General features: G+C 51.7%; 17 protein-coding genes. 10 read left to right on the forward strand and 7 right to left on the reverse strand.

Annotated features, from left to right (window positions below):
- Positions 1 to 3 precede the first annotated feature (3 nt).
- The 4 genes from OZ656_RS09885 (at position 4) to OZ656_RS09900 (ending at position 4,498) form a co-directional block, all read left to right on the forward strand.
- Entirely contained in the window at positions 4 to 1,212 is a 1,209-nt protein-coding gene (locus tag OZ656_RS09885; RefSeq protein ID WP_113880135.1) for a patatin-like phospholipase family protein, read from the forward strand.
- Positions 1,213 to 1,287: 75 nt separating this feature from the next.
- The gene (gene prmB / locus OZ656_RS09890; RefSeq protein ID WP_113880134.1) at positions 1,288 to 2,193 is read left to right on the forward strand and encodes a 50S ribosomal protein L3 N(5)-glutamine methyltransferase; all 906 of its coding nucleotides are present in this window, start codon (positions 1,288 to 1,290) and stop codon (positions 2,191 to 2,193) included.
- A gap of 37 nt (positions 2,194 to 2,230) precedes the next feature.
- Positions 2,231 to 3,325 (forward strand): chorismate synthase, encoded by a 1,095-nt coding sequence (gene aroC, locus OZ656_RS09895; protein WP_113880133.1) that lies wholly within the window; start codon positions 2,231 to 2,233, stop codon positions 3,323 to 3,325.
- Positions 3,326 to 3,400: 75 nt separating this feature from the next.
- Positions 3,401 to 4,498, forward strand: coding sequence for an MFS transporter (locus OZ656_RS09900; RefSeq protein ID WP_379945188.1), 1,098 nt, complete (start codon positions 3,401 to 3,403; stop codon positions 4,496 to 4,498).
- Here the strand turns inward: OZ656_RS09900 and OZ656_RS09905 are convergent.
- Both OZ656_RS09905 and OZ656_RS09910 read right to left on the reverse strand, forming a co-directional pair.
- Positions 4,492 to 5,379 (reverse strand): LysR family transcriptional regulator, encoded by an 888-nt coding sequence (locus tag OZ656_RS09905; protein WP_286714769.1) that lies wholly within the window; start codon positions 5,377 to 5,379, stop codon positions 4,492 to 4,494. The genes OZ656_RS09900 and OZ656_RS09905 overlap by 7 nt on opposite strands.
- Before the next feature lie 324 nt (positions 5,380 to 5,703).
- Positions 5,704 to 8,718, reverse strand: coding sequence for a Tn3 family transposase (locus OZ656_RS09910; protein ID WP_008169784.1), 3,015 nt, complete (start codon positions 8,716 to 8,718; stop codon positions 5,704 to 5,706).
- An 85-nt stretch (positions 8,719 to 8,803) separates the two neighbouring features.
- Between OZ656_RS09910 and OZ656_RS09915 the strand changes: the two genes are divergently transcribed.
- Positions 8,804 to 9,172: a hypothetical protein gene (locus OZ656_RS09915; RefSeq protein WP_379945189.1), complete on the forward strand. Its 369-nt coding sequence runs from the start codon at positions 8,804 to 8,806 to the stop codon at positions 9,170 to 9,172.
- 15 nt (positions 9,173 to 9,187) lie between these two features.
- Here OZ656_RS09915 and tnpC read toward each other — a convergent pair whose 3' ends face one another.
- Genes tnpC through tnpA form a run of 3 tightly spaced genes read right to left on the reverse strand, consistent with a single transcriptional unit; the run spans position 9,188 to position 11,526 of the window.
- Positions 9,188 to 10,789, reverse strand: coding sequence for an IS66 family transposase (gene tnpC, locus OZ656_RS09920; RefSeq protein WP_114435615.1), 1,602 nt, complete (start codon positions 10,787 to 10,789; stop codon positions 9,188 to 9,190).
- A gap of 57 nt (positions 10,790 to 10,846) precedes the next feature.
- On the reverse strand, positions 10,847 to 11,215 hold the full coding sequence (gene tnpB, locus OZ656_RS09925; protein WP_114435616.1) for an IS66 family insertion sequence element accessory protein TnpB: 369 nt from the start codon (positions 11,213 to 11,215) through the stop codon (positions 10,847 to 10,849).
- Positions 11,215 to 11,526: an IS66 family insertion sequence element accessory protein TnpA gene (gene tnpA, locus OZ656_RS09930; RefSeq protein WP_114435617.1), complete on the reverse strand. Its 312-nt coding sequence runs from the start codon at positions 11,524 to 11,526 to the stop codon at positions 11,215 to 11,217. Before tnpA ends, tnpB begins: the two co-directional genes overlap by 1 nt.
- A 72-nt stretch (positions 11,527 to 11,598) precedes the next feature.
- On the opposite strand from tnpA, the gene OZ656_RS09935 reads away from it, so the two are divergent.
- Positions 11,599 to 14,343 (forward strand): ATP-binding protein, encoded by a 2,745-nt coding sequence (locus OZ656_RS09935; RefSeq protein WP_379945190.1) that lies wholly within the window; start codon positions 11,599 to 11,601, stop codon positions 14,341 to 14,343.
- Between the two features lie 178 nt (positions 14,344 to 14,521).
- The gene (locus OZ656_RS09940) at positions 14,522 to 14,833 is read left to right on the forward strand and encodes a hypothetical protein (RefSeq protein ID WP_153634967.1); all 312 of its coding nucleotides are present in this window, start codon (positions 14,522 to 14,524) and stop codon (positions 14,831 to 14,833) included.
- A gap of 63 nt (positions 14,834 to 14,896) precedes the next feature.
- On the opposite strand, the gene OZ656_RS09945 is transcribed toward OZ656_RS09940, so the two are convergent.
- Entirely contained in the window at positions 14,897 to 15,325 is a 429-nt protein-coding gene (locus OZ656_RS09945; RefSeq protein WP_374813143.1) for a recombinase family protein, read from the reverse strand.
- The gene (locus tag OZ656_RS09950; RefSeq protein WP_374813151.1) at positions 15,247 to 15,657 is read right to left on the reverse strand and encodes a hypothetical protein; all 411 of its coding nucleotides are present in this window, start codon (positions 15,655 to 15,657) and stop codon (positions 15,247 to 15,249) included. The genes OZ656_RS09945 and OZ656_RS09950 overlap by 79 nt, the downstream gene beginning before the upstream one ends.
- 521 nt (positions 15,658 to 16,178) lie before the next feature.
- On the opposite strand from OZ656_RS09950, the gene OZ656_RS09955 reads away from it, so the two are divergent.
- Genes OZ656_RS09955 through OZ656_RS09965 form a run of 3 tightly spaced genes read left to right on the forward strand, consistent with a single transcriptional unit; the run spans position 16,179 to position 19,672 of the window.
- The gene (locus OZ656_RS09955; protein ID WP_374813068.1) at positions 16,179 to 17,666 is read left to right on the forward strand and encodes a glutamine synthetase family protein; all 1,488 of its coding nucleotides are present in this window, start codon (positions 16,179 to 16,181) and stop codon (positions 17,664 to 17,666) included.
- A 15-nt stretch (positions 17,667 to 17,681) separates the two neighbouring features.
- Positions 17,682 to 18,404: a type 1 glutamine amidotransferase gene (locus OZ656_RS09960; RefSeq protein WP_374813066.1), complete on the forward strand. Its 723-nt coding sequence runs from the start codon at positions 17,682 to 17,684 to the stop codon at positions 18,402 to 18,404.
- 2 nt (positions 18,405 to 18,406) lie between these two features.
- Complete coding sequence (locus OZ656_RS09965) at positions 18,407 to 19,672, forward strand: Rieske 2Fe-2S domain-containing protein (RefSeq protein WP_374813064.1); 1,266 nt, start codon at positions 18,407 to 18,409, stop codon at positions 19,670 to 19,672.
- The last annotated feature ends 12 nt before the right edge of the window (positions 19,673 to 19,684 follow it).

Here is a 19,684-nt window from a genome sequence, read left to right on the forward strand (position 1 = left end):
GAAATGGCAGATAAGGACAACCCGGAAAAGGAATCTTCCGGAAGCACGGCAGCCGCACAGGACGGCGTCACGTCGGTGGTGAGCAGTTCTGGCATTTCTCCGGCATCAGCGCCGGCCAGCACCGAACGCATGGAGCCGTTGCCGGGCAAGGGCAAAACCGTTGCGCTGACCCTTGGGAGCGGTGGGGCGCGTGGGTACGCCCATATTGGCGCGATTGAAGTCCTGCAGGAGCGGGGGTACGAGATTGTTGCCATCTCCGGCTGCTCCATGGGCGCCCTGATCGGTGGCATGTACGGTGCCGGCAAGATGAAAGACTACAAGGACTGGGTGACCGGGCTCGGCCAGTTTGATGTCTTGCGGTTGCTGGATGTGACCTTCACTTCCGTCGGCGCTATTCGTGGAGAGAAAGTCTTTTCGGTGGTGCGGGATATTCTGGGCGATACGCGTATTGAGGATCTGCCCATTGCTTACACCGCCGTAGCAACAGATCTTCTGGCCCACAAGGAAATCTGGTTTCAGGAAGGCCCGCTGGACCAGGCTATCCGCGCCTCCATTGCCATACCCAGCGTGGTGACGCCTCTGGTGCTCAACGGCCGGGTACTGGTGGATGGCGCACTGCTCAATCCATTGCCTATTATTCCCACCATCTCAGCCCATGCAGATCTGGTGATGGCCGTTAACCTGAGCGGTGAGGATGATCAACAAAGGCGCATTCCAGACGCTGCGTTTGCTCCGGAAGAAACCAGTAGCGATATGGAGGAATGGGTCGATGCCATTCGCGAAAAGGCGTCCCGCTGGTTTGATTGGGATACCCTGAAAACGCTGGGTTCCCGAAAACCGGAAAGGGGCGAGTCGCCGGAACAGAAAATAAGCCGGGAAATGGCAAAGAAAACAGCACCCGAGAAAAAGCGTGAAGACGAATCGGGGCGGTCCAGGCATCGTGACGAGCACGAGACCATTGACTGGGACAAGCTGGGCATTGGCAAATTCGACGTAATGAACCTGACCATCGAGACCATGCAAAGCGCGTTAGTGCAGTACAAGATTGCCGGCTACCCACCGGATCTGTTGGTTAACATTCCCAAGAATGCCTGCAGAAGCTACGACTATCACAAGGCCCCGGAGCTGATACAACTGGGCCGGGAGCGGATGTTGGCCGCTCTGGACCGGTTTGAACAAAGCCGCAGCAGCTCCGGCCCACTGGCTCTCTGAGCCACAAGAGCTGCAGCCCGCGCCGCAATGCGCGTATAATGCCGCGCACCATTAGCCAGATCAGGAAGCTAAGTTTTGACCAGTCCCGTTGACGACCTGCACTCCATCCGTGACCTGCTCCGGTTCACAGTTTCCCGTTTTGCGGCTTCGCCAATCTACTTTGGCCATGGCACTGATAACGTCTGGGATGAGGCCGTTCAGCTGGTATTGCGCAGCCTGCATCTGCCGCTGGAAAATAACAATCTGTTCCTGGATGCGCGACTGACACGTTCAGAGCGGGAACTGATTCTCGAGCGGGTGGAGCGTCGGGTCAACGAGCGTATTCCGATTGCTTACCTGCTTGGTGAAGCCTGGTTTATGGGAATGCCGTTCAACGTTGATGAGCGCGTTCTGGTCCCCCGTTCACCAATCGGCGAACTGCTGGAGAACGGCCTCCAGCCCTGGTTGGGCTCAACGCAGGTTCAACGAATTCTGGATTTGTGTACCGGCAGCGGCTGTATCGGTATTGGCGCGGCGACCGTTTTTGATGAGGCGGAAGTGGATCTGTCTGATATTTCCGCGGATGCCCTAGCCGTAGCAGAGTCCAATATTGAACTTCATGGACTGGAGAGCCGCGTGCGCGCGATTCAGTCGGATGTTTTCGACAATATTGAAGGCCGCTACGACGTGATCGTCAGTAATCCGCCTTATGTCGATGCGGAAGATCTGGCAGACATGCCGGCCGAGTATCACCATGAGCCCGAATTGGGTCTGGCCGCGGGAGACGACGGGCTGGACATTGCGCACCGCATTGTTGCCCAGGCTGCCGATTACCTTACCGACGACGGACTCCTGATTGTGGAGGTTGGCAATTCCTGGGGTGCCATGGATGATGCCTATCCGGATTTGCCGTTAACCTGGCTGGAATTCGAGAACGGTGGTGATGGGGTATTCCTGGTCACTGCCCGGGATCTGCGTGAATGGCAGGCCCGAAGAAGCTAAGATTTCAAATTACAAAACCTGTATAAAGTGCTGAATTATGTCGGGAAATACATTCGGAAAGCTGTTCACCGTCACCACCTTTGGTGAGAGTCACGGCGCGGCCCTGGGCTGCATTATCGACGGTTGCCCTCCGGGCCTGGAGCTGTCGGAAGAAGATATGCAGCGAGATCTGGATCGCCGCAAACCCGGTACCTCCCGGCATACGACCCAGCGTCGTGAAGCGGACGAGGTTCGGATTCTGTCTGGTGTGTTTGAGGGCAAAACCACGGGCACACCGATTGGTCTGATTATCGAAAACACCGACCAGCGTTCCAAGGACTATTCCAAGATTGCTGCCCAGTTCCGTCCTGCTCACGCAGACTACACCTATCACCACAAGTACGGTGCCCGGGATTATCGTGGGGGTGGTCGCTCTTCCGCCAGGGAAACCGCCATGCGGGTTGCTGCCGGCGCCGTCGCCCGGAAGTTTCTTGAGCAGCGCCTCGGGATCAAAGTGCGGGGTTATCTTTCCCAGTTAGGGCCGATCAAGGCAGACAAGCTGGATTGGGAGCAGGTTCACCAGAATCCGTTCTTTTGTCCGGATGCAGACAAGGTCTCCGAGATGGAAGCCTACATGGATGCTTTGCGTAAAGAAGGGGATTCGATTGGCGCCCGCATCAATGTGGTTGCGGAGGGGGTCCCTCCAGGTCTTGGTGAGCCGATTTTTGATCGTCTGGATGCCGATCTTGCTCACGCCCTGATGAGCATCAACGCGGTCAAGGGTGTGGAGATTGGTGCCGGTTTTGATTGCATCGAGCAGAAAGGAACAGAGCACCGGGATGAGATGACGCCAGAAGGCTTCCTTTCCAACAATGCCGGTGGTGTTTTGGGCGGCATTTCCTCCGGCCAGCCGATTGTTGCCAGTATTGCCCTTAAGCCAACATCAAGCTTGCGGTTGCCCGGCAAGGGCATTGATGTAGACGGCAACCAGGTAGAGGTGATCACCACTGGTCGGCACGACCCCTGTGTCGGTATCCGCGCGACGCCCATCGCCGAAGCCATGATGGCGATCGTCCTGATGGATCATTACCTGCGTCATCGCGGCCAGAACGGCGATGTAGAAGTCACCACGCCTGTCCTCGGCCAGCTCTGATCCAGGGGAGGCGCTACCATCTACTGGCGGCTGTCGAACCTCTATTTCTGGTTTTTTGCCCTCCTTGGAGGGCTTTTGCCCTATTGGTCCCTCTATCTTGAGGGGCAGGGCTACTCCTATCTCCAGATCGCCACATTGATGGCGACCATCCAGCTAACCAAGATCGTGGCACCCAGTGTTTGGGGGTACATCGGTGACCGGACCGGCCACCGGGTCCGCCTGGTGCGTTTTGGTGCTATTTTCGGCTCGCTGTTTTTCGCCGGCGTGTTTCTGGAACCCGGATTCTACGGTCTGTTGCTGGTCATGCTGGTGTTCACCTTTTTCTGGAACGCCATTTTGCCGCTGTATGAAGTCATTACCCTGCGGGTACTCGGCAAGCATCGGGACAAGTACGGCAAGGTTCGTCTTTGGGGCTCTGTAGGATTTATCGGCGCAGTGGCTCTGGTCGGCGGGCTACTGGAGCTGGTGGAGATTCAGTACTTGCCGTGGCTGTTATTGCCGGTATTTGCAGGGATTGCCGTCTCGGCATTTCTGGTGCCTTCCGAGCGTGGCGAGCGCAAGCAGCAATCTGCACCTGTCGGTAGCCTCAAAGCAATTGTCACCCATCCGGCTGTGATCGCTTTTTTCGCGATGAATTTTCTGCTTCAGGTATCACATGGTGCCTACTACACCTTCTTCAGTATCCACCTGGAACAACATGGATACGGCAAACTGGCCATCGGGTTACTGTGGTCACTCGGAGTCATCGCGGAGATCGGCCTGTTTCTGATTATGCACAGGCTATCCCGGCGTTTTAGTGTACGGCAGGTGGTGCTGGGGGCGCTGGTGCTGACGATGATCCGCTGGGGCCTGATTGCCGAGCTTACGTCGGTATTGCCGGTGCTGATCTTTGCCCAACTGTTGCATGCGGCTTCTTACGGCGCATTGCATGCAGTATCCGTCCAATACATTCAGGGCTTCTTCGGTAAGCACCATCATGGCCAGGGTCAGGCTCTTTACAGTGGCCTGACCTTTGGCGCCGGCGGGGCGCTCGGTGCATGGTTATCAGGTTTCCTGGTGGATGGTTTCAGTACCTCCGCGGCGTTCTGGGGTGGTGCCGCCGCAATGGCCCTTGCGATTATCGTAACTTGGCGGGGTTTGCAGCCGCCACCTCAGCTCCAGCACGATCATTGACTGGACTCTGGTCGCGTTTCTTCCTCTTCTACTATCTGCAGCAATGCCTGCGCGGCACTACCCAGTTGTCGGCGGGAGAGCGCCACGGCACCCAGAACCCGGGTAACAGGGTGGGGCACTTCAAGCACTTTCAGGCTGTTATCGAGCATGCTAACCGGCAAAATGCTCCACCCAAGGCCAACGCTTACCATCATTTTGATGGTTTCCAGGTAGTTGGTTGGCATCAGGGGTCTCAGGGTGAGGTTGGCTTCCAGAAACAGACGGCTGACCACCCGGTAGGTGGCGGTGCTGGTGTCCGGTAGCAACGCCGGGTGTGGCGCGAGGTCAGAAAGTTCAGGACTCGCCAGTGTTGCGAGAGGGTGTTCTTTCCCAACCACGAAGGCCATTGGGTCTGGCCACTGGGCAAGGATGGAGAACTCCGGATTCATGCTGTCGCTGAGGGTCACAAAGGCCAGTTCTGCGTTGCGTTTGTTCATCTGGTCGTAGGCGGCATCGGATTCCATGAATTGCAGGTGCAGATCTACTTGAGGGTATTCCCGGCGGTAGCGGCGCAGCCAGTTGGGCAGGTGGTGCAGGCCGATGTGGTGGCTGGCGATGGCGTGGAGTTCGCCTCCGATGCTGTCGGCGCTGGTGGTGAGGGCCATGCGGGCGTTGTGGATTTCGTCGAGGATTTTGCGGGCATGGGGGAGGAGTCTTGTGCCGGCTTCGGTCAGGCGGATTTCCCGGTTACTGCGGTCGATCAGTCGGGTGTCCAGTTGGGTTTCCAGGGCGGCCAGGCGTTTGCTGATGGCTGGCTGTGTCAGGTGCAGGGTTTCAGCGGCTTCTGAGAAGGAACCCTGGTCGACGATTGTCAGGAATGCTTTCAGGGAGTTTGCGTCCATAGTTGCTGCTCCAATTGATGGGTGGATTCCACGTTGGTGCAGGGATCAGATTCAGGAACCCCCTCCCAAAAACCGCTACAAGCACGTCCGTGTGCGCTTCTCTCCGGCCATCCATGGCCTCCGACATTTTTGGGAGGGGGTTCCTGAATCTGCTCCTCATACTTGGGTGCAGGTTTCAGGACTTCCCGACTCATGTTGGGGGAGCGAACGGGCGGGTAAGGCTTTTCAAAACCGTTGAGGGCCAAGGAGGGGTTCTAGGGATTTTCCGTCCAAAAACGACAAAGTGCTCTGGAGGCCTCTCTGGCCGTGGCCTCCAGAGGGGTATTACTTTTCCCTGACAGGTAAATATCCCTCGATTGAGCGCATAAGCTCCTCCAGTTCTGGCAATTTTTCGCTCAATTCGAAATGGTAAGTCCCCTTGAGGTTAATGTTGTGCCAAGCCACAGGGGAGGCCTGTTTGACGATTCCTATTCTATGGGCGTCTCCATGGTATTCGAAGCTGGTCAGCAGCTGACTGAGTATCCTGGAGTTGAAATAGATGATGGCATTGGTGACTAGACGAGCGCACTCATTCCATAGCTGGATTTCTTCGTCTGAACTGCCCCGGAACTGATCCCCATTTACGCTGCTCACTGCCCTACGCAGTTGGTGATAGGCCTCTCCACGATTCAGCGCGCGCTGAACATAGTTTCTTAAACTGGCATCATCGATGTAGCACAGTAGATAATTCGCTTTCACCAGGCGGTTGTATTCAGTCAGGGCTTCCAGCAACGGGTGATTGTGCTTGTATCCCGAGAGCTTTCTCACCAAGGTGGCTTGTGTTGTTTTCCGTTGTTTAAGCGATACTGCGATCCGTTGGATGGTATCCCAGTGCTGCGCAATTCGATGCGTGTTAATGGGCTTTTTCAAGCGTAGCTGTATTCTATGGTCTTTGTCTTCCTTGACATCAAACATGTCATTGATCACTTTACCGACCTGGGCATAGCGCGGGGCAAACTGGTATCCGAACAGATCGAGCAACGCGAAATTCACATGGTTCACACCATGGGTGTCGGTTGAGAGCACATCCGGAATAATGTCTGACGTATTGCTCATCAACAAATCAAAGATGTAGTGAGATTCATGCTCGTTGGCACCAATTACCCTGGCATTAATGGCCGTATGATTGGCGATTAGGCTCATAGCAGAAACGCCTTTTTGTGTACCGAAGTATTTCGACGAGTAACGGGTTTTGAACGTCTCGCGCCGGGCTCCGAACTTTTGGCCGTCGGCACTTGCGTGTAAAACATCCTCCTGGATGTTGTAGTGCCTGAAGATGGGCAGCTTGGCGGTCGCGTTATTGATGTTGTCGTTGGCATCATTCAAGGTTTCCAAACGTAGGTAGTTTGCCTGGATGGTGCTGAGCTGATCATAGGTACGATCAGAGATCTGTGCCATACCGTAAATGCCTTGATTGGTTGCATTGCCGACCAGAATTGCCAACAGATCATATTCATGGGAACGGCTTCTGGATTGGGAACCCAGCACATGCGCGAAGCAGTCTATGAAGCCGGTGTCACGATCCACCATGCGCAGTACATCCGCGACACCCGTTGTAGGGATTTGCTGGAAGAAGGGATTGTTGACCAGATGATGTTTGCTGGCCGAAGGTAAGCGCCAGAAGTGTTTACCCTGCGGATTGCGCAAGATGATATTCCGGTTGTCTTCCTGTTCAAGATATTCACCGACCTCGAATAAACGGGTATCCAATTCAGTGGCCATCTGCTTTATCAGTTTCTCAGGCTCTTTGGCCAAATCGGTTAGCTGGCTCTGTTGCAGCAGCGTATATTTATGTTTTCGCCAATGCTCCCCGTCGATCAGATCAGCATCAAGCGCCCGGTATTTAATGACTTCAGGCAGTGTTAGTTGGCCATTCAGGCGATCAGGAATCTGCTGATAGAGGAACCACTCATAACGATCTAACAGGATGTTACCGTCACGATCCAGCAGGTATTCGTGTACTTTTTTCGGTAGAAACCGGGTATCGGCGGTTTGCAATTGGGCCAGGGTGTCGATTTCGCCTTGTGCTTTCGCCAAGGCAGTCGCTAAGTGCTGAGTGCCATCGCTGCCTTCAAAGCGCAGACATCGAAATAACTCTCGCAGTAAACCTTTACGCAGGCTTTCTTTCTCGTCGTAGTATTGCCACATGGCTTCATCGACTGATCGCCGCTGCTCGTTCAAGAAGAGACATACCGATTCCAGATCCTTTTTGGCCAGGAGGTTCAGTGCTTTTTGTCTTACTGTTGCAAACGGTAGTTGCAGATCAATTTCGTCATCAATGAATAGATGGAGCACTTCGGCCGCCTTGCTGACATTTTTGGCCGCTTTTTGCCAATCCTGATACACCGCTTCTTTTGCGTACTCCTTTGCCTTCTGTTTGGTCTGCCTGACATGATGCACAAAACCATCGGCAATACGTTCGAGTGCTTGTTGCCATCGCGTTTGCAAATAGCACAACAAATACAGCCGTTGGTTGCTTATGGTTTGCCGTTTCAGTTTGGCGCCGTAGTAGTCGACTTTCTCCGCCAGGTGTTGTTGATTTTTCTGCGACAGTGAAAGCAGGCTCAAGAGCAGGTCCACTTCTGACATCCAATGCTGGATGTTGCGATAGACAACCAGCTCTTTCTCAAGTTCGGTTCCAGTGAAGTTACGAGCCGATTGTCGCAACTGCCGGAACGGTAGTGCACCTTCGCCGTTTACGAGATCCGCCAGTGCATGCTTAAGATCTTGTGACATTGCACGCTCAAGGCGGTTGGCCATGTCTTCCTGTTCATCTCCCACCACTTGACTGATGATCTTTTGCAGCGTGCTGTAGGCAGGGATCGCTATCTTCTGTCTCGAACAATACTCAATGGCCGCATCGAAGAGGTGTCTTGGAGCCGTCCAGGCTCTGGCTTGCTGGGATAAGTAGGCGCTCAACGCAGCTCCGTGGTCTTTGGCATTCCAGCGCTGGTAGTTGCAGAGTTGGAAAATACGTTGGTAAATCCGTTCGTTCTCTTTTGGCGTGAGATTAAAGGGTCTACAGCCCGGCCCTGGTAGAATGGTTTGATAAACGTATTTGAGATCCTGCTTGATCTGGTGGAAACCGGGATGAAGCACCGCCGGCTTGGCCTTGAAATAGCCCAGCAGTACAACCAGCATGTAGCGCTGACCCCGGTGACGTAGGCTTGTAGCGATAGCCAGTTCCTTATCGTTCAGCGAGAAAAAGAAGCGTTGGTCTGCTGAGGTGAAAGCGGGAGGTCCATAAAACTGTTCTTGTTCCGCCTCGGACAAGATTTGAACACGTTCATCGAATGCCATGGATTTAGCCTAAAAAGGCCAAATCTTACCCAATCAGAGCCAAAATAGGGATATGGAAAAAGTAATACCCCTCTAGAGGCCATAGATGGCGGGGCTTCCAGAGCACTTTGTCGTTTTTGGACGGAAAATCCCTAGAACCCCCAAGTCGCTCACGCGTAGCCTCACGCAGTTCAGCCCTGCTTTCGGTGATGTATCTCACTTAGAGCATTATCGCCCCGCTTATAAACAGAAAAACCTGGCTGATCGAGCTTACCTCAATCGAATTGGCTGCCTGATCTCGATTGTGATCGTAACTCTCGGCATCCCTCTGGATTACGTTGTTTACCCTGAGCAGTTTGTGCAGTTTGTGCAGTTTGCGTTCCTGCGTGTCGCAGAAGTCGCTTTTCTTATGGCGATGTACTGCATTACCACCTTGCCATCCGTGAAGCCCTATCTATTCCGTAAGCGCCGTTAAATCGACCCGCTTGCCCTAATCGTATTGAGCCACTTTTTTCGAAGCCGGCAACTCGGCATTCCAGGGCAGCAACGCTTCGAGCTTCTCCAGCGTGTCGGACTCAGCAATGCGTTCCAACACATGGTGGATATAAGCTGAAGGCTCCAGGCCATTGGCCTTGGCGGTTTCGATGAGCGAATAGCAGGTGGCGCTGGCTTTCGCCCCTTGTGAGGTATCGGCGAAGAGCCAGGCTTTTCTGCCGAGGGCAAACGGGCGGATGGCGTTCTCGGCTCCGGCATTGCTGATCTTCAGGTCACCGCGCTCACAGTAGCCGACCAGGTAGTCCCATTGGTTCAGGGTGTAATCCATGGCCTGACGGGTAAGCAGGCCTTTCATCACCTTGGGGGCATTTTTCTCCAGCCAGGCTTTAAAGGCGTTCAACAACGGCAGACTCTTTTCCTGGCGAACCCGATATCGCTCCGCGTCGCTCAGATCCCGGGCGGCCTTTTCAATGGCGTACAGTTTGCGGATGTGGCTCAGGGCTACATCCGCCTTTGAGGGTTGGCCTTTTTTGCCTTTGGCCGGTGCCGCCCGGGACGCCTCCACGTACTTACGTCTCGCGTGATCCCAACATCCGATCCGCGTCAGCTTGTTCGTGGCACAGACCTGCCCATAGCCGGAATAGCCATCGGCTTGCAGAATGCCCTGGAAGTCATCCAGCAGACGCACCGGTACCTTGCCACCTCGTGATGGATCATACTCGAACAGAACCGAAGGTTTTCCCGGTGGACCACCCCGGGTGACCCACATCCATTTGTCGGATTGGGCGGTCTTACCGTCTTCCTTGAGCACCTGGATCCGGGTTTCATCGGCTTGCAGGTAGTCACCGCTATTCTGGGTTTCCCGCATCAGGTTGATCAGCGGCTGGAAGACGTCATTCAGCCGGATGATCCAGTGAGCCATGCTGGTGCGGCTGACCTCGTGACCCAGACGCTTGAACATCTGCTCCTGACGGTACAGCGGCAGGCCGTCGGCGTACTTGGAGGTAATGAGGTAAGCCAGCAGTGACGGGGTGGCGATGCACTTGCCCAGCGGGCGCGCCGGACGGGCGGCCGCAACAATGCGCTCTTCGCCGTCCTGCTCGAACACGGCCTTTTCCTGCCAGTACTCCAGCACTTTCAGTTGAGCGGGGATGAACTCCAGTTCTTCCTTCACCTTGGTGAAGAAGGTCTTGCTGGCACCGGCTTTTTCTTCGTCGCTGAGGGTTAATTCAATACGCTCACGCAGCAGCGTATCGGAGAAACCACGTTGGCGGCGCTTGCGGGAACGGCGGGGTGTCTCTTCCTCTTCGACATCGTCGGGCAGCTCATCGCGCAGTACATCAATCTCGACTTCCAGCTCGACCTCATCGAACAGCAGGATCTGATTGGGCAGCTTTTCACTGCTGGCGGCGAACTGCTGGATCTTCTTATGGCGCAGCAGTTCTTCGAGGATCTCGATGCGAGCGTCTCGTCGCTGGATGGCGTCTTCTTTGGAGGCGAGTTGCTGCTGAAGGCCGCTGATAAGCGCCACCATCTCAGCGGTCGATAAACCGTTGAGATCCGGGGTTTTGAGGGCGTTATCAGGCGTTGATTTCATGGCGGAATTATAGCAAAAACAATGCCCTGGCACACCTAAAACGTAATGCAAAAAGGGCTATCCGACACTCTCATAGTGCAGGGTTTTATGGCCCCGCAACAGACTGATGTCGTAGCCGTCCAACAACCAGTTGATCTGTTCACCGGTCAGCGGCATCAGTTCATCCGCAGGCCCTGGCCACTTGAATTTCTCCTCAGCCAGGGCTTTGTAATAGAGCACAAAGCCGTTGTCTTCCCACATCAGGCATTTGATCTTGTTCCGCTGCCGGTTGGTGAAGGCGTAAAGTGCACCGGAGAATGGGCTGTGCCCCAGTTCCTGTTCCACCAGCAGGGCCAGGCCGTTGGCCTGCTTGCGGAAGTCGATGGGCTTTCGGTACAGGTAGATCTCCGGCAGATCCCAGGAAGGGCGCAGATAGCGGTGACGCATCACAGCTGTCTCAAGACGGCACCCAGCAAATCGATATTACCGGCATGCAGACCGGTGATCGATACGCCGCCGGGCAGTGACACGGTCAAACCGACTCCGGCATCCGGAGTCGGAGTCACGCGAGTGAATCCGGATCGAGCTTGAACCGGTTCATCACTGGATTCGGCACGGCCGGTCAGCTTCTGCCGCCAGTAGACAAACCGATGATAAACAAGCGACTCTTGTTTGCAGTAGGCTGCACCGGACAAGCCCGAAGCCTGCCAGTCCGACAGCGTCTGTTGCCAGAACTGGTGTAAATCAGGGGTAGTCATCAGATTCCTCCTTAATGTGAAAGCAGGAATCAGTGTGGCGAAACTCGGGCGTCAGCTACAGGTGCGGATTTATTGGCGCTTACTCTATTCCTGGTCACAACAGCCTTCACTTCATCGGTTATTTTAACGGTAGTGATCATTATCTATCAGACTGATGGAGCGACTTCGACCTACTATGCCGGCATCAATCTTGTGTTGCTCGGCATCGGATTTATGTTGGGGCTCTCATTCAAAGAAGCGCTGTTCTACACCTGTTTAACCCTTGCAAGCTATTTGGCTGTAAGCGCAGCCTCCGGAATCCCTGACGGTGCTTGGCGCATCGTGATTAATAATTCTTACTTCATATTTCTCACCGGTGTAGTTGCCAACATTGCTGCTTACTTTTCAGAGCGAGAGCGTTTTTATACGTTTTGCCAAGAGCAGGAAATTCAGCGGAAGAATTCCGAGCTGAAGGAAATGGACCGCCTGAAATCAGAATTCCTTGCTAACGTCTCCCACGAGCTCCGCACGCCCCTTACAGTCATCGTTGGTCCTGCTAAACACCTGCTGGAAAACGAGGGCAACCAACTGTCCGAGCATTCCCGCGAGGTTATCGAGCGAATCGTCAGAAATGGCTCCCGATTGATTAAGCTGGTGAATGATGTTCTTGAAGTGATGAGCTTTGAGTCCGGCAAAAAGCACGCGAAACTCTCACCACTAGCCTTTGATCGCGTCGTTAAATCCACGGCGGACCAACTCTCGGCTCTATTCCACTCTCAAAGTGGGCGGAAACTCCAAGTAAACATTGGTGATGAGGTCATTCCCGTGATGGGCAGTGAAATGCAGCTGGAACGTGTCTGCTTTAACCTCATACAGAACGCCTACAAGTTTTCGCCAGCAAAAAACGGAGAAGTCAGCGTGTCCCTGGTCAGGCAAGGGAGCAAGGCGGTGCTTACCGTGAAAGATAATGGCATTGGCATTGACCCGAAAGACCACAAAGTAATTTTCGAGAGATACCGTCAAGCCGACGGTTCGCAGACCCGCCGGTACCACGGAACAGGTATAGGATTGGCCCTCGTTAGAGAGATCGTCTCAGCCCATGGCGGAAGCATCGATGTTTCCAGCAAACCCAATTTTGGAGCTACGTTTACTGTCTCCTTCCCTATTACAAACCAGGTAATCGATGAAACCTTCTCGACAGAGGATGAAAGAGTTGACCTCTTCCGAAGTGCAGAAGTTGACTGTCTCAACAGCTTCGAACAACGATCTGCCGTGAGCGCCGGCAATAAGCCATTGTGTCTCGTTGTTGATGATGAGCCAGATATGGCCGCCTATATCAGAACAGTGTTGGCGTCGGAATTCGAGGTACAGATCGCCGTAGACGCCTACGAGGGCCAGAAGCTGTTTGAGCAGACCAGGCCAAGCTGCGTGATCAGTGATCAGATGCTTCCTGGAATGAGTGGTGCAGAGTTTGTTGCCTGGTGCAGGCGCCAGCCGAATGGCCAAACAGTCCCGATCATTATGCTGACCGCTAAAAACGATCCACTAACAAAACAGGCGGCGATCGATGCGGGATCCGATGCATTTCTAGGAAAGCCGTTTGATGCAATCGCTCTCCGTAAATCGCTTGCCGACCTCATGAAAAGTTCGGATAGAGGCGTCATCGCCCGCCCGAAACTCGTAATCGTTGATGATGAGGACGACATCGCTGCAGTCCTAATAGACCTCTTCCAAAGCAGCTACGACATTATTTGTGTTGCCGACGGGGGATCCGCGGTTGAAACCATACGTGAATGCCAACCCTCGGCTGTGCTTCTCGACCACATGCTGCCAGACAAAGATGGCATCGACATACTTGCAGAGTTGAAAGCAAGCAAAGAGCTGCGATCAATTCCCGTAATACTTCTCACAGCGAACACAAAGAGCAATGTTAAAGAGCAGGCTCTAAAGCTTGGCGTTGATGACTTTTTATCAAAGCCGTTTTCGGGCCCAGAGCTCACCACGCGCGTCTTCAATTTGGTGCAGCGCACTCGCCTCGAAAGACTGCTGGAAAGCAAAAACAGGGAACTCGAAAAGGCCATCGGCGAACTCAAAGCCAGTGAGGCTCAGCTAATCCACTCCGAGCGCTGGAGAACACTCAACCACTTTGCCGGCGCACTCATCCATGAAATTGGGAACCCTCTGAATTACGCCCTGTCTGCTGCTCGTGTGGCCGCTAAGCACAGTGACGATGCCGTGCGGGTTGAAGCTTTGGCCGACGCCACAGAGGGGCTTCAACGTATTCAGCTGATGGTGCGCGAACTCAGAGATTTCCTTGCCCCTACCGCGACGCCATCTTTAGAGCTCAGACCGACATCATTGGTGGAGGTAATTGAGCGGGCAGCAAAACTGAACGCAGATCGTATGAGCCAGGTGACGCTCTCTGTGAGGGACGTCGAAGTAGAGGTTGTGGCGTCTGACTCCGCGCTTATGCATGTTCTCGGGAATCTGATCGATAATGCCCTTTACGCCATTTTGGAGATACCAGTGGCCGACCCCCGCATCGTTATCCAGGGAGCAATTGATGAAGAAGGACAATTTGTAACCCTCTCAGTTTCCGACAATGGCCCAGGTGTCCCTGCACATCTTGGCTCACAAATCTTTGAGCCGTTCATCCACTCCAACAAATCAAGCGGCCTTGGCCTCGGCCTATCTATCTGCAAGACGCTAATCGAAAAAATGAGTGGGCTTATCGTTCTGGAACCCACTGACCATGGGGCCACCTTTAAAATAACACTGCCTCTCGCACATCAGAGCCAGCCATCCCCGCTACTTACTGCATTACCTGAAACCATCTAGCCTGCATGCCCTTTGGCGCTGGGTTGTATATCGCAAACGGATTAATTCATATAAAATTAATTGGTTTCGTACACAACTATAAATTCAATCGTAATTAATTGGATTGAATTCTCTAACCAGTTGCAGCACCGGACGCCGCCATGATTGCCACGCCGGTGTGCAAACAGTGAGGCAGTAGATGACGACCGCGAAAAAAGCTGAGAGAACCCTTCAACAAGTAAAAATGCCAGATGACCTTCACAGAGCAATCAAAATGAAGGCCGTGCAAGATGACGTTTTAATGCAAGAAGTGTTCGATGAAGCAATGGAGAAACTAATCGCGGACAGAAAAACCAAGAAGATCCAGTACCTTGCCTCCCCGCGCGAGGGCAAATCCAGATCCTTTTGGCTACGGGACTCTATACTTGCCGAAGTACAATCGGCGGCAGAGCAAGACGACGTGCCTGTAAACCGGGTCGAATACACTGCCCTGGTTCGTTTTTTCGAATAAAACTCAATGGGCTTTCATGGAGAAGGCCCGCTCTTAAACAAAAGCGAACATTGGAGCGGGAAACTATCTTTCCGCCAGGCCCTCACGACTGAACGGAAGAACTGATCCCTTGAGAGTTGTAGCTGGCCAAGCATCAATGGGCTGAATCATTGGGTCTAGCAACATCGCTGCGGCTTTTTTGGTGTCGGTATCCGACATTGCTGGTTTTCGGACACCTTTTCGCCCTCGGGCTCGGGTAGCTTGAAGTCCTGCTATCGTCCGCTCCCGAATCAGGTCACGCTCAAACTCAGCCAGGGACCCGAAGATATGGAACACCAGGCGACCACCTGAACTGGTCGTGTCGATGGATTCGGTCAGAGATTTGAAACCTACCCCACGCTCGTGAAGCTCCTCAACGAGAACAACTAGGTCCTTTAATGAACGGGTAAGACGATCCAGCTTCCAGACAACCAAGACATCTCCCTTTCGGAACATACGGAGGCACTGCGACAGTTCAGGTCGTTCACGTTGGGATCCGGTGAACTTTCCTTGGAGGATCTGTTCAGCTGCGTAAACCGCTGAAGGTTGCCACCCATTCCACGTGAAGCCTGCCACTCGGACCGGAGCAAGGCTGCCACCCATCGGAGCGTAGCGACGCGGGGTTTCTCTTCTTTCTCCGAAGTCTCGGTGGCCGTCAACTTTGCCTGCTGTTTTCGCATGGTTGCTTCCCGCAGAGTGATCTTGTCGGCGTTGTGTACGAGCTGATTCTGAATGGCGTCACCGATTACGCCATGCCATTCCTCGATGGGTAACTGGCTAATGGCGATGGTGGTAAAGCTCTCCAAATCTCCTCATAAACAGCTGCATGCAGCGGACGCGCAGCATGGCAGACAACGGGTACGGAGGCCGTCCGCTCTGACCCTTGGGGTAATAACGGGCTACTTTCTTCTCCAGCTGCTTCCAAGGAATCAGCTAATCCATCCGTTCCAGAAAGATCTAGCGGCGGGTTCTGGGCTTTTTGGTTTTGTACTCGGCTTCGGAGAAGATGATCTGATCCATGCTCGCAACGATCCTATGCGGTTAACGATGACCGTATTATCGCTGATTTCGGGGGCTTATTCAGAGTCTCCCTAGAACGTCGGATGGCATTGTACCCAGTTGAATTTCCTCTCAGCCGGGATCTTTCAGTTTTAAATGGACCAAGAGACGCAAAACCTGGATCTCTTAGTCTCGGTATCCGAAAACCGCCACTGCATTTTTGCAAAACAGTTGTGCACAGATGTCATGGAGTGAGATGTAGAAGTTCACTAAAGTTTTAACATTGACATGGGTCAATTTTTCCAAACTAAAAAATAAAGGAATCAAAATGAACGAAAAAAACAACTTTATAGAAAGACATAACCTTTGGACCACAGAGCAAGCGGAAGCCGCGGATAAAGTCATCGCCGAAATTGAGGCTTCGGGAATTGAAGTGGTAAGGCTTTCTTGGGCCGACCAATACGGACTTCTACGGGGCAAGGCCCTGACGGTAAAGGCTCTGAAAGCAGCATTCGCTGAGGGGTCAGAAATAACCATGGCTCCATTCTTTTTTGATTTGGCAAGTTCTATTGTTTTCAATCCATTTACTCCCGGAGGCGGATTTGAAATTGCGGAGCTAAGTGGAAGCCCAAGTGTTGTTATGGTTCCGGACCCAACTACATTTAAAGTTTTACCTTGGGCAGATAAGACAGGCTGGATGATTGCCGATCTTCACTGGAAATCAGGAGAGCCGTTTCCTCTATGTCCCCGTGGCATTATGAAAAAATCCCTGAAGCTGCTGAGCGAAGAGGGCTATACCTTTAAGTGTGGAATTGAGCTCGAATGGTATCTCACCAAAATCATTGATCGCTCTCTTAACCCCGAAAACCTAGGTGCACCTGGCGTTCAGCCAGAGCCATTCAAGGTTCAACCCATCGCGCAAGGTTATTCCTATCTATTAGAAAATCACCTTGATCAGGTCGACGAAATTATATCTAAAGTTCGAAAAGGTCTTCTCGAACTAAACCTGCCTTTACGATCAATGGAAGATGAATGGGCTCCAAGTCAAATGGAAACAACATTTGACGTAATGGAAGGATTGAAAGCGGCTGATGCTGTGTTGCTCATAAAGTCAGCTATAAAACAAATATGTGACCGTAACGATTACCATGCATCATTTATGTGTAAGCCGGCGATAGATAGCTTCTTTGCTTCAGGGTGGCACATGCATCAATCGCTGGTCGATAGTCATACCGGGAAGAACCTTTTCGTTCCCTGCGAGGGGGAAGTTTTATCCGCATTAGGGCGGGCTTACGCCGGTGGCTTATTGGAAAATGGTAGCGCTGCTTCAAGCTTTACAACACCTACCATTAACGGATATCGGAGGCGTCAACCATATTCGTTAGCGCCAGATCGAAAAGCTTGGGCAAAAGATAACCGAGCAGCGATGATTCGTGTTATTTCCGCAGTTGGAGATAATGCGAGCCGCGTGGAAAATCGGATCGGAGAGCCTGCGGCGAACCCTTATCTGTATATGGCTTCACAAATAGTATCTGGTATCGATGGAATTAAAAACAAAAAGGATCCAGGGGAGCTACAGGAAACACCATACGATGCAAAAGTAACGATGCTGCCGGCCACATTGAAAGAAGCTCTTGACGCTCTGGAAAAGTCATCTCTTTTTCGAGATTGCTTTGGTGAAACATTTATCAACTATTGGATAAGGCTTCGTAGACATGAATGGGCGCGATTTGTGGAAGCCGAGGGTGAGGAAGCAGCGAACCCGTCTGGGAAAGTGACGTCCTGGGAACATAAGGAATATTTCAATTTAATATAGAAGTTGAGATCCGGTATGAAAAAAAGATTTGCTTTAGTTTGGTGCTCCGAAGAAGAACGATTTGATTATAAAGAGGAGATGTTAAAAGCTTTTGAAATGCCGAACTCAGATTGGCATTTAGTAAGCGCTTTTTCAGAAATGGAGGATGTTATTGATCGCTATGATGGGTTCGTAATAAGCGGAAGTGAATATTCTGTAAATGACGACGCAGAGCGATTTTTAAATTTATTTACCTTAATTAGAAAAGCAATCGTTAAAGAAAAACCGATTGTGGGAATTTGCTTTGGATGCCAGTCATTAGCTATAGCACTTGGCGGCCATGTTGGAAGAAATCTCAATAAAAAATTTAGGTTTGGTGTAGACAGGCTGAGATTTAAAGACTCATTGCGAAAGGTAGTTGGAATTGTCGAGCAAGACCTAGGCTTAATTGAGAGTCATGGGGAGTGTGTTATCAACTGCCCTCCTGGCTCTGAAATACTTGCTGAATCTAAGTCAACGTCTATTGAGATTTTTACTCCGGGGCCATATGCGCTTGGAATTCAGGGCCATCCGGAGTTAAGCAAAGAAACGGTGGAGACCGACTTTCTCAGGGTCCATCTTGCCGATCGAAACATTCAGGAAAGTGAGCTCGAACATTTTAGAGCAGAAATTTTAGGATACAAACCGCCTGAACTGATACGAAAATTGGTAAAGATGGTTCTACAAAAGCAAATAAATTTAGGTAAATTGGTAGGTTAATAATGAAAGAAATAAGCCAGCTTATTGAGCCACGTCGCGTGCACCGGTCAGTGTATACTGACCCAGAAATATTTCAAAAGGAAATGGAAAGAGTTTTTCGTGATAATTGGGTTTTCTTATTGCATGAAAGCCAAATTCCGAAAAAAGACGATTATAAACTGATTAGGATCGGGGGCCGACCATTAATTGTTATCAGGAAGGGAGAGGAAAGTTTTCAGGTTCTTTTAAATCGTTGTCCACATCGTGGTGCTAAAGTTTGTAGGAATGATTCGGGGAACTCAAAGACTTTCACTTGCCCATACCATGGTTGGAAATTTAAAAATAACGGAAAAGCATTCGTAATACCTGGATCAAATGCTTACGGAGGACAATTCGAAAAAGAAAGTTTTTCAATGACCACGCTTTCGAAAGTAGAGAGCTATCGTGGTTTTGTTTTCGGAACGAGCAATGAAACCGCTATTCCTTTAGATCAATATTTAGGACATGCACGAAAATATTTGGACGAGTGGTTAGATCAGGGGGGATCAATCAGGGTTTCCAAATCAGCTCAACGGTATGAAATTGCCTGTAATTGGAAGTTGGTTTTTGATAATGCGGGTGATGGATATCATGTGCCTTTCTCTCACCAATCGTTAATTCAAATGACAAACCTAAGGCATGGCGGTGGGGACATGCAATATTTTGGAAATGCAGATGAAACTGGTATGAAGATCTATTCATTAGGAAACGGACATTCGGTGATAGATCAAAGACCGGAGATGTACAAAGAGTCCGCATGGGATCAACAGCGACCACAGCCGGGTCGAGAAGCATTCGAACATAATGTTCGTAAATTTAAGAGAGATCCTAAAGACTATCTTGATATGGCAGTTGGTGCGGGAATGAATCTTAACATATTTCCAAATCTCTTACTGATCGGGAATCAGATTCAGGTGATTGATCCTATATCCGTTAACAAAACAGTACTGCACTGGTATGCAACTTTGTTGGATCATGAAGATGATGAGCTAAATGCAGTCCGTATGCGAACACAAGAAGATTTTCCCATCATGGGCGAGGTAGACGACGCTGCCAACTTTGAGTCATGTCAGGAAGGGCTCGAGACCATTCCTGAAATTGAATGGGTGGATATCAGTCGGCATATGTCATCCATCGAGGATAAGGGTTACACCGATATCATTGATGATAAACCAACATCTGAAATTCATAGTCGTAGCTATTTTCAAATTTGGAAAGAGCTGATGACTAAAGAAACTGATTTTAAATAATGGACTCTATAG

It is taken from the genome of Marinobacter sp. LM1, assembly GCF_042763285.1.
GTDB lineage: Bacteria > Pseudomonadota > Gammaproteobacteria > Pseudomonadales > Oleiphilaceae > Marinobacter > Marinobacter nauticus.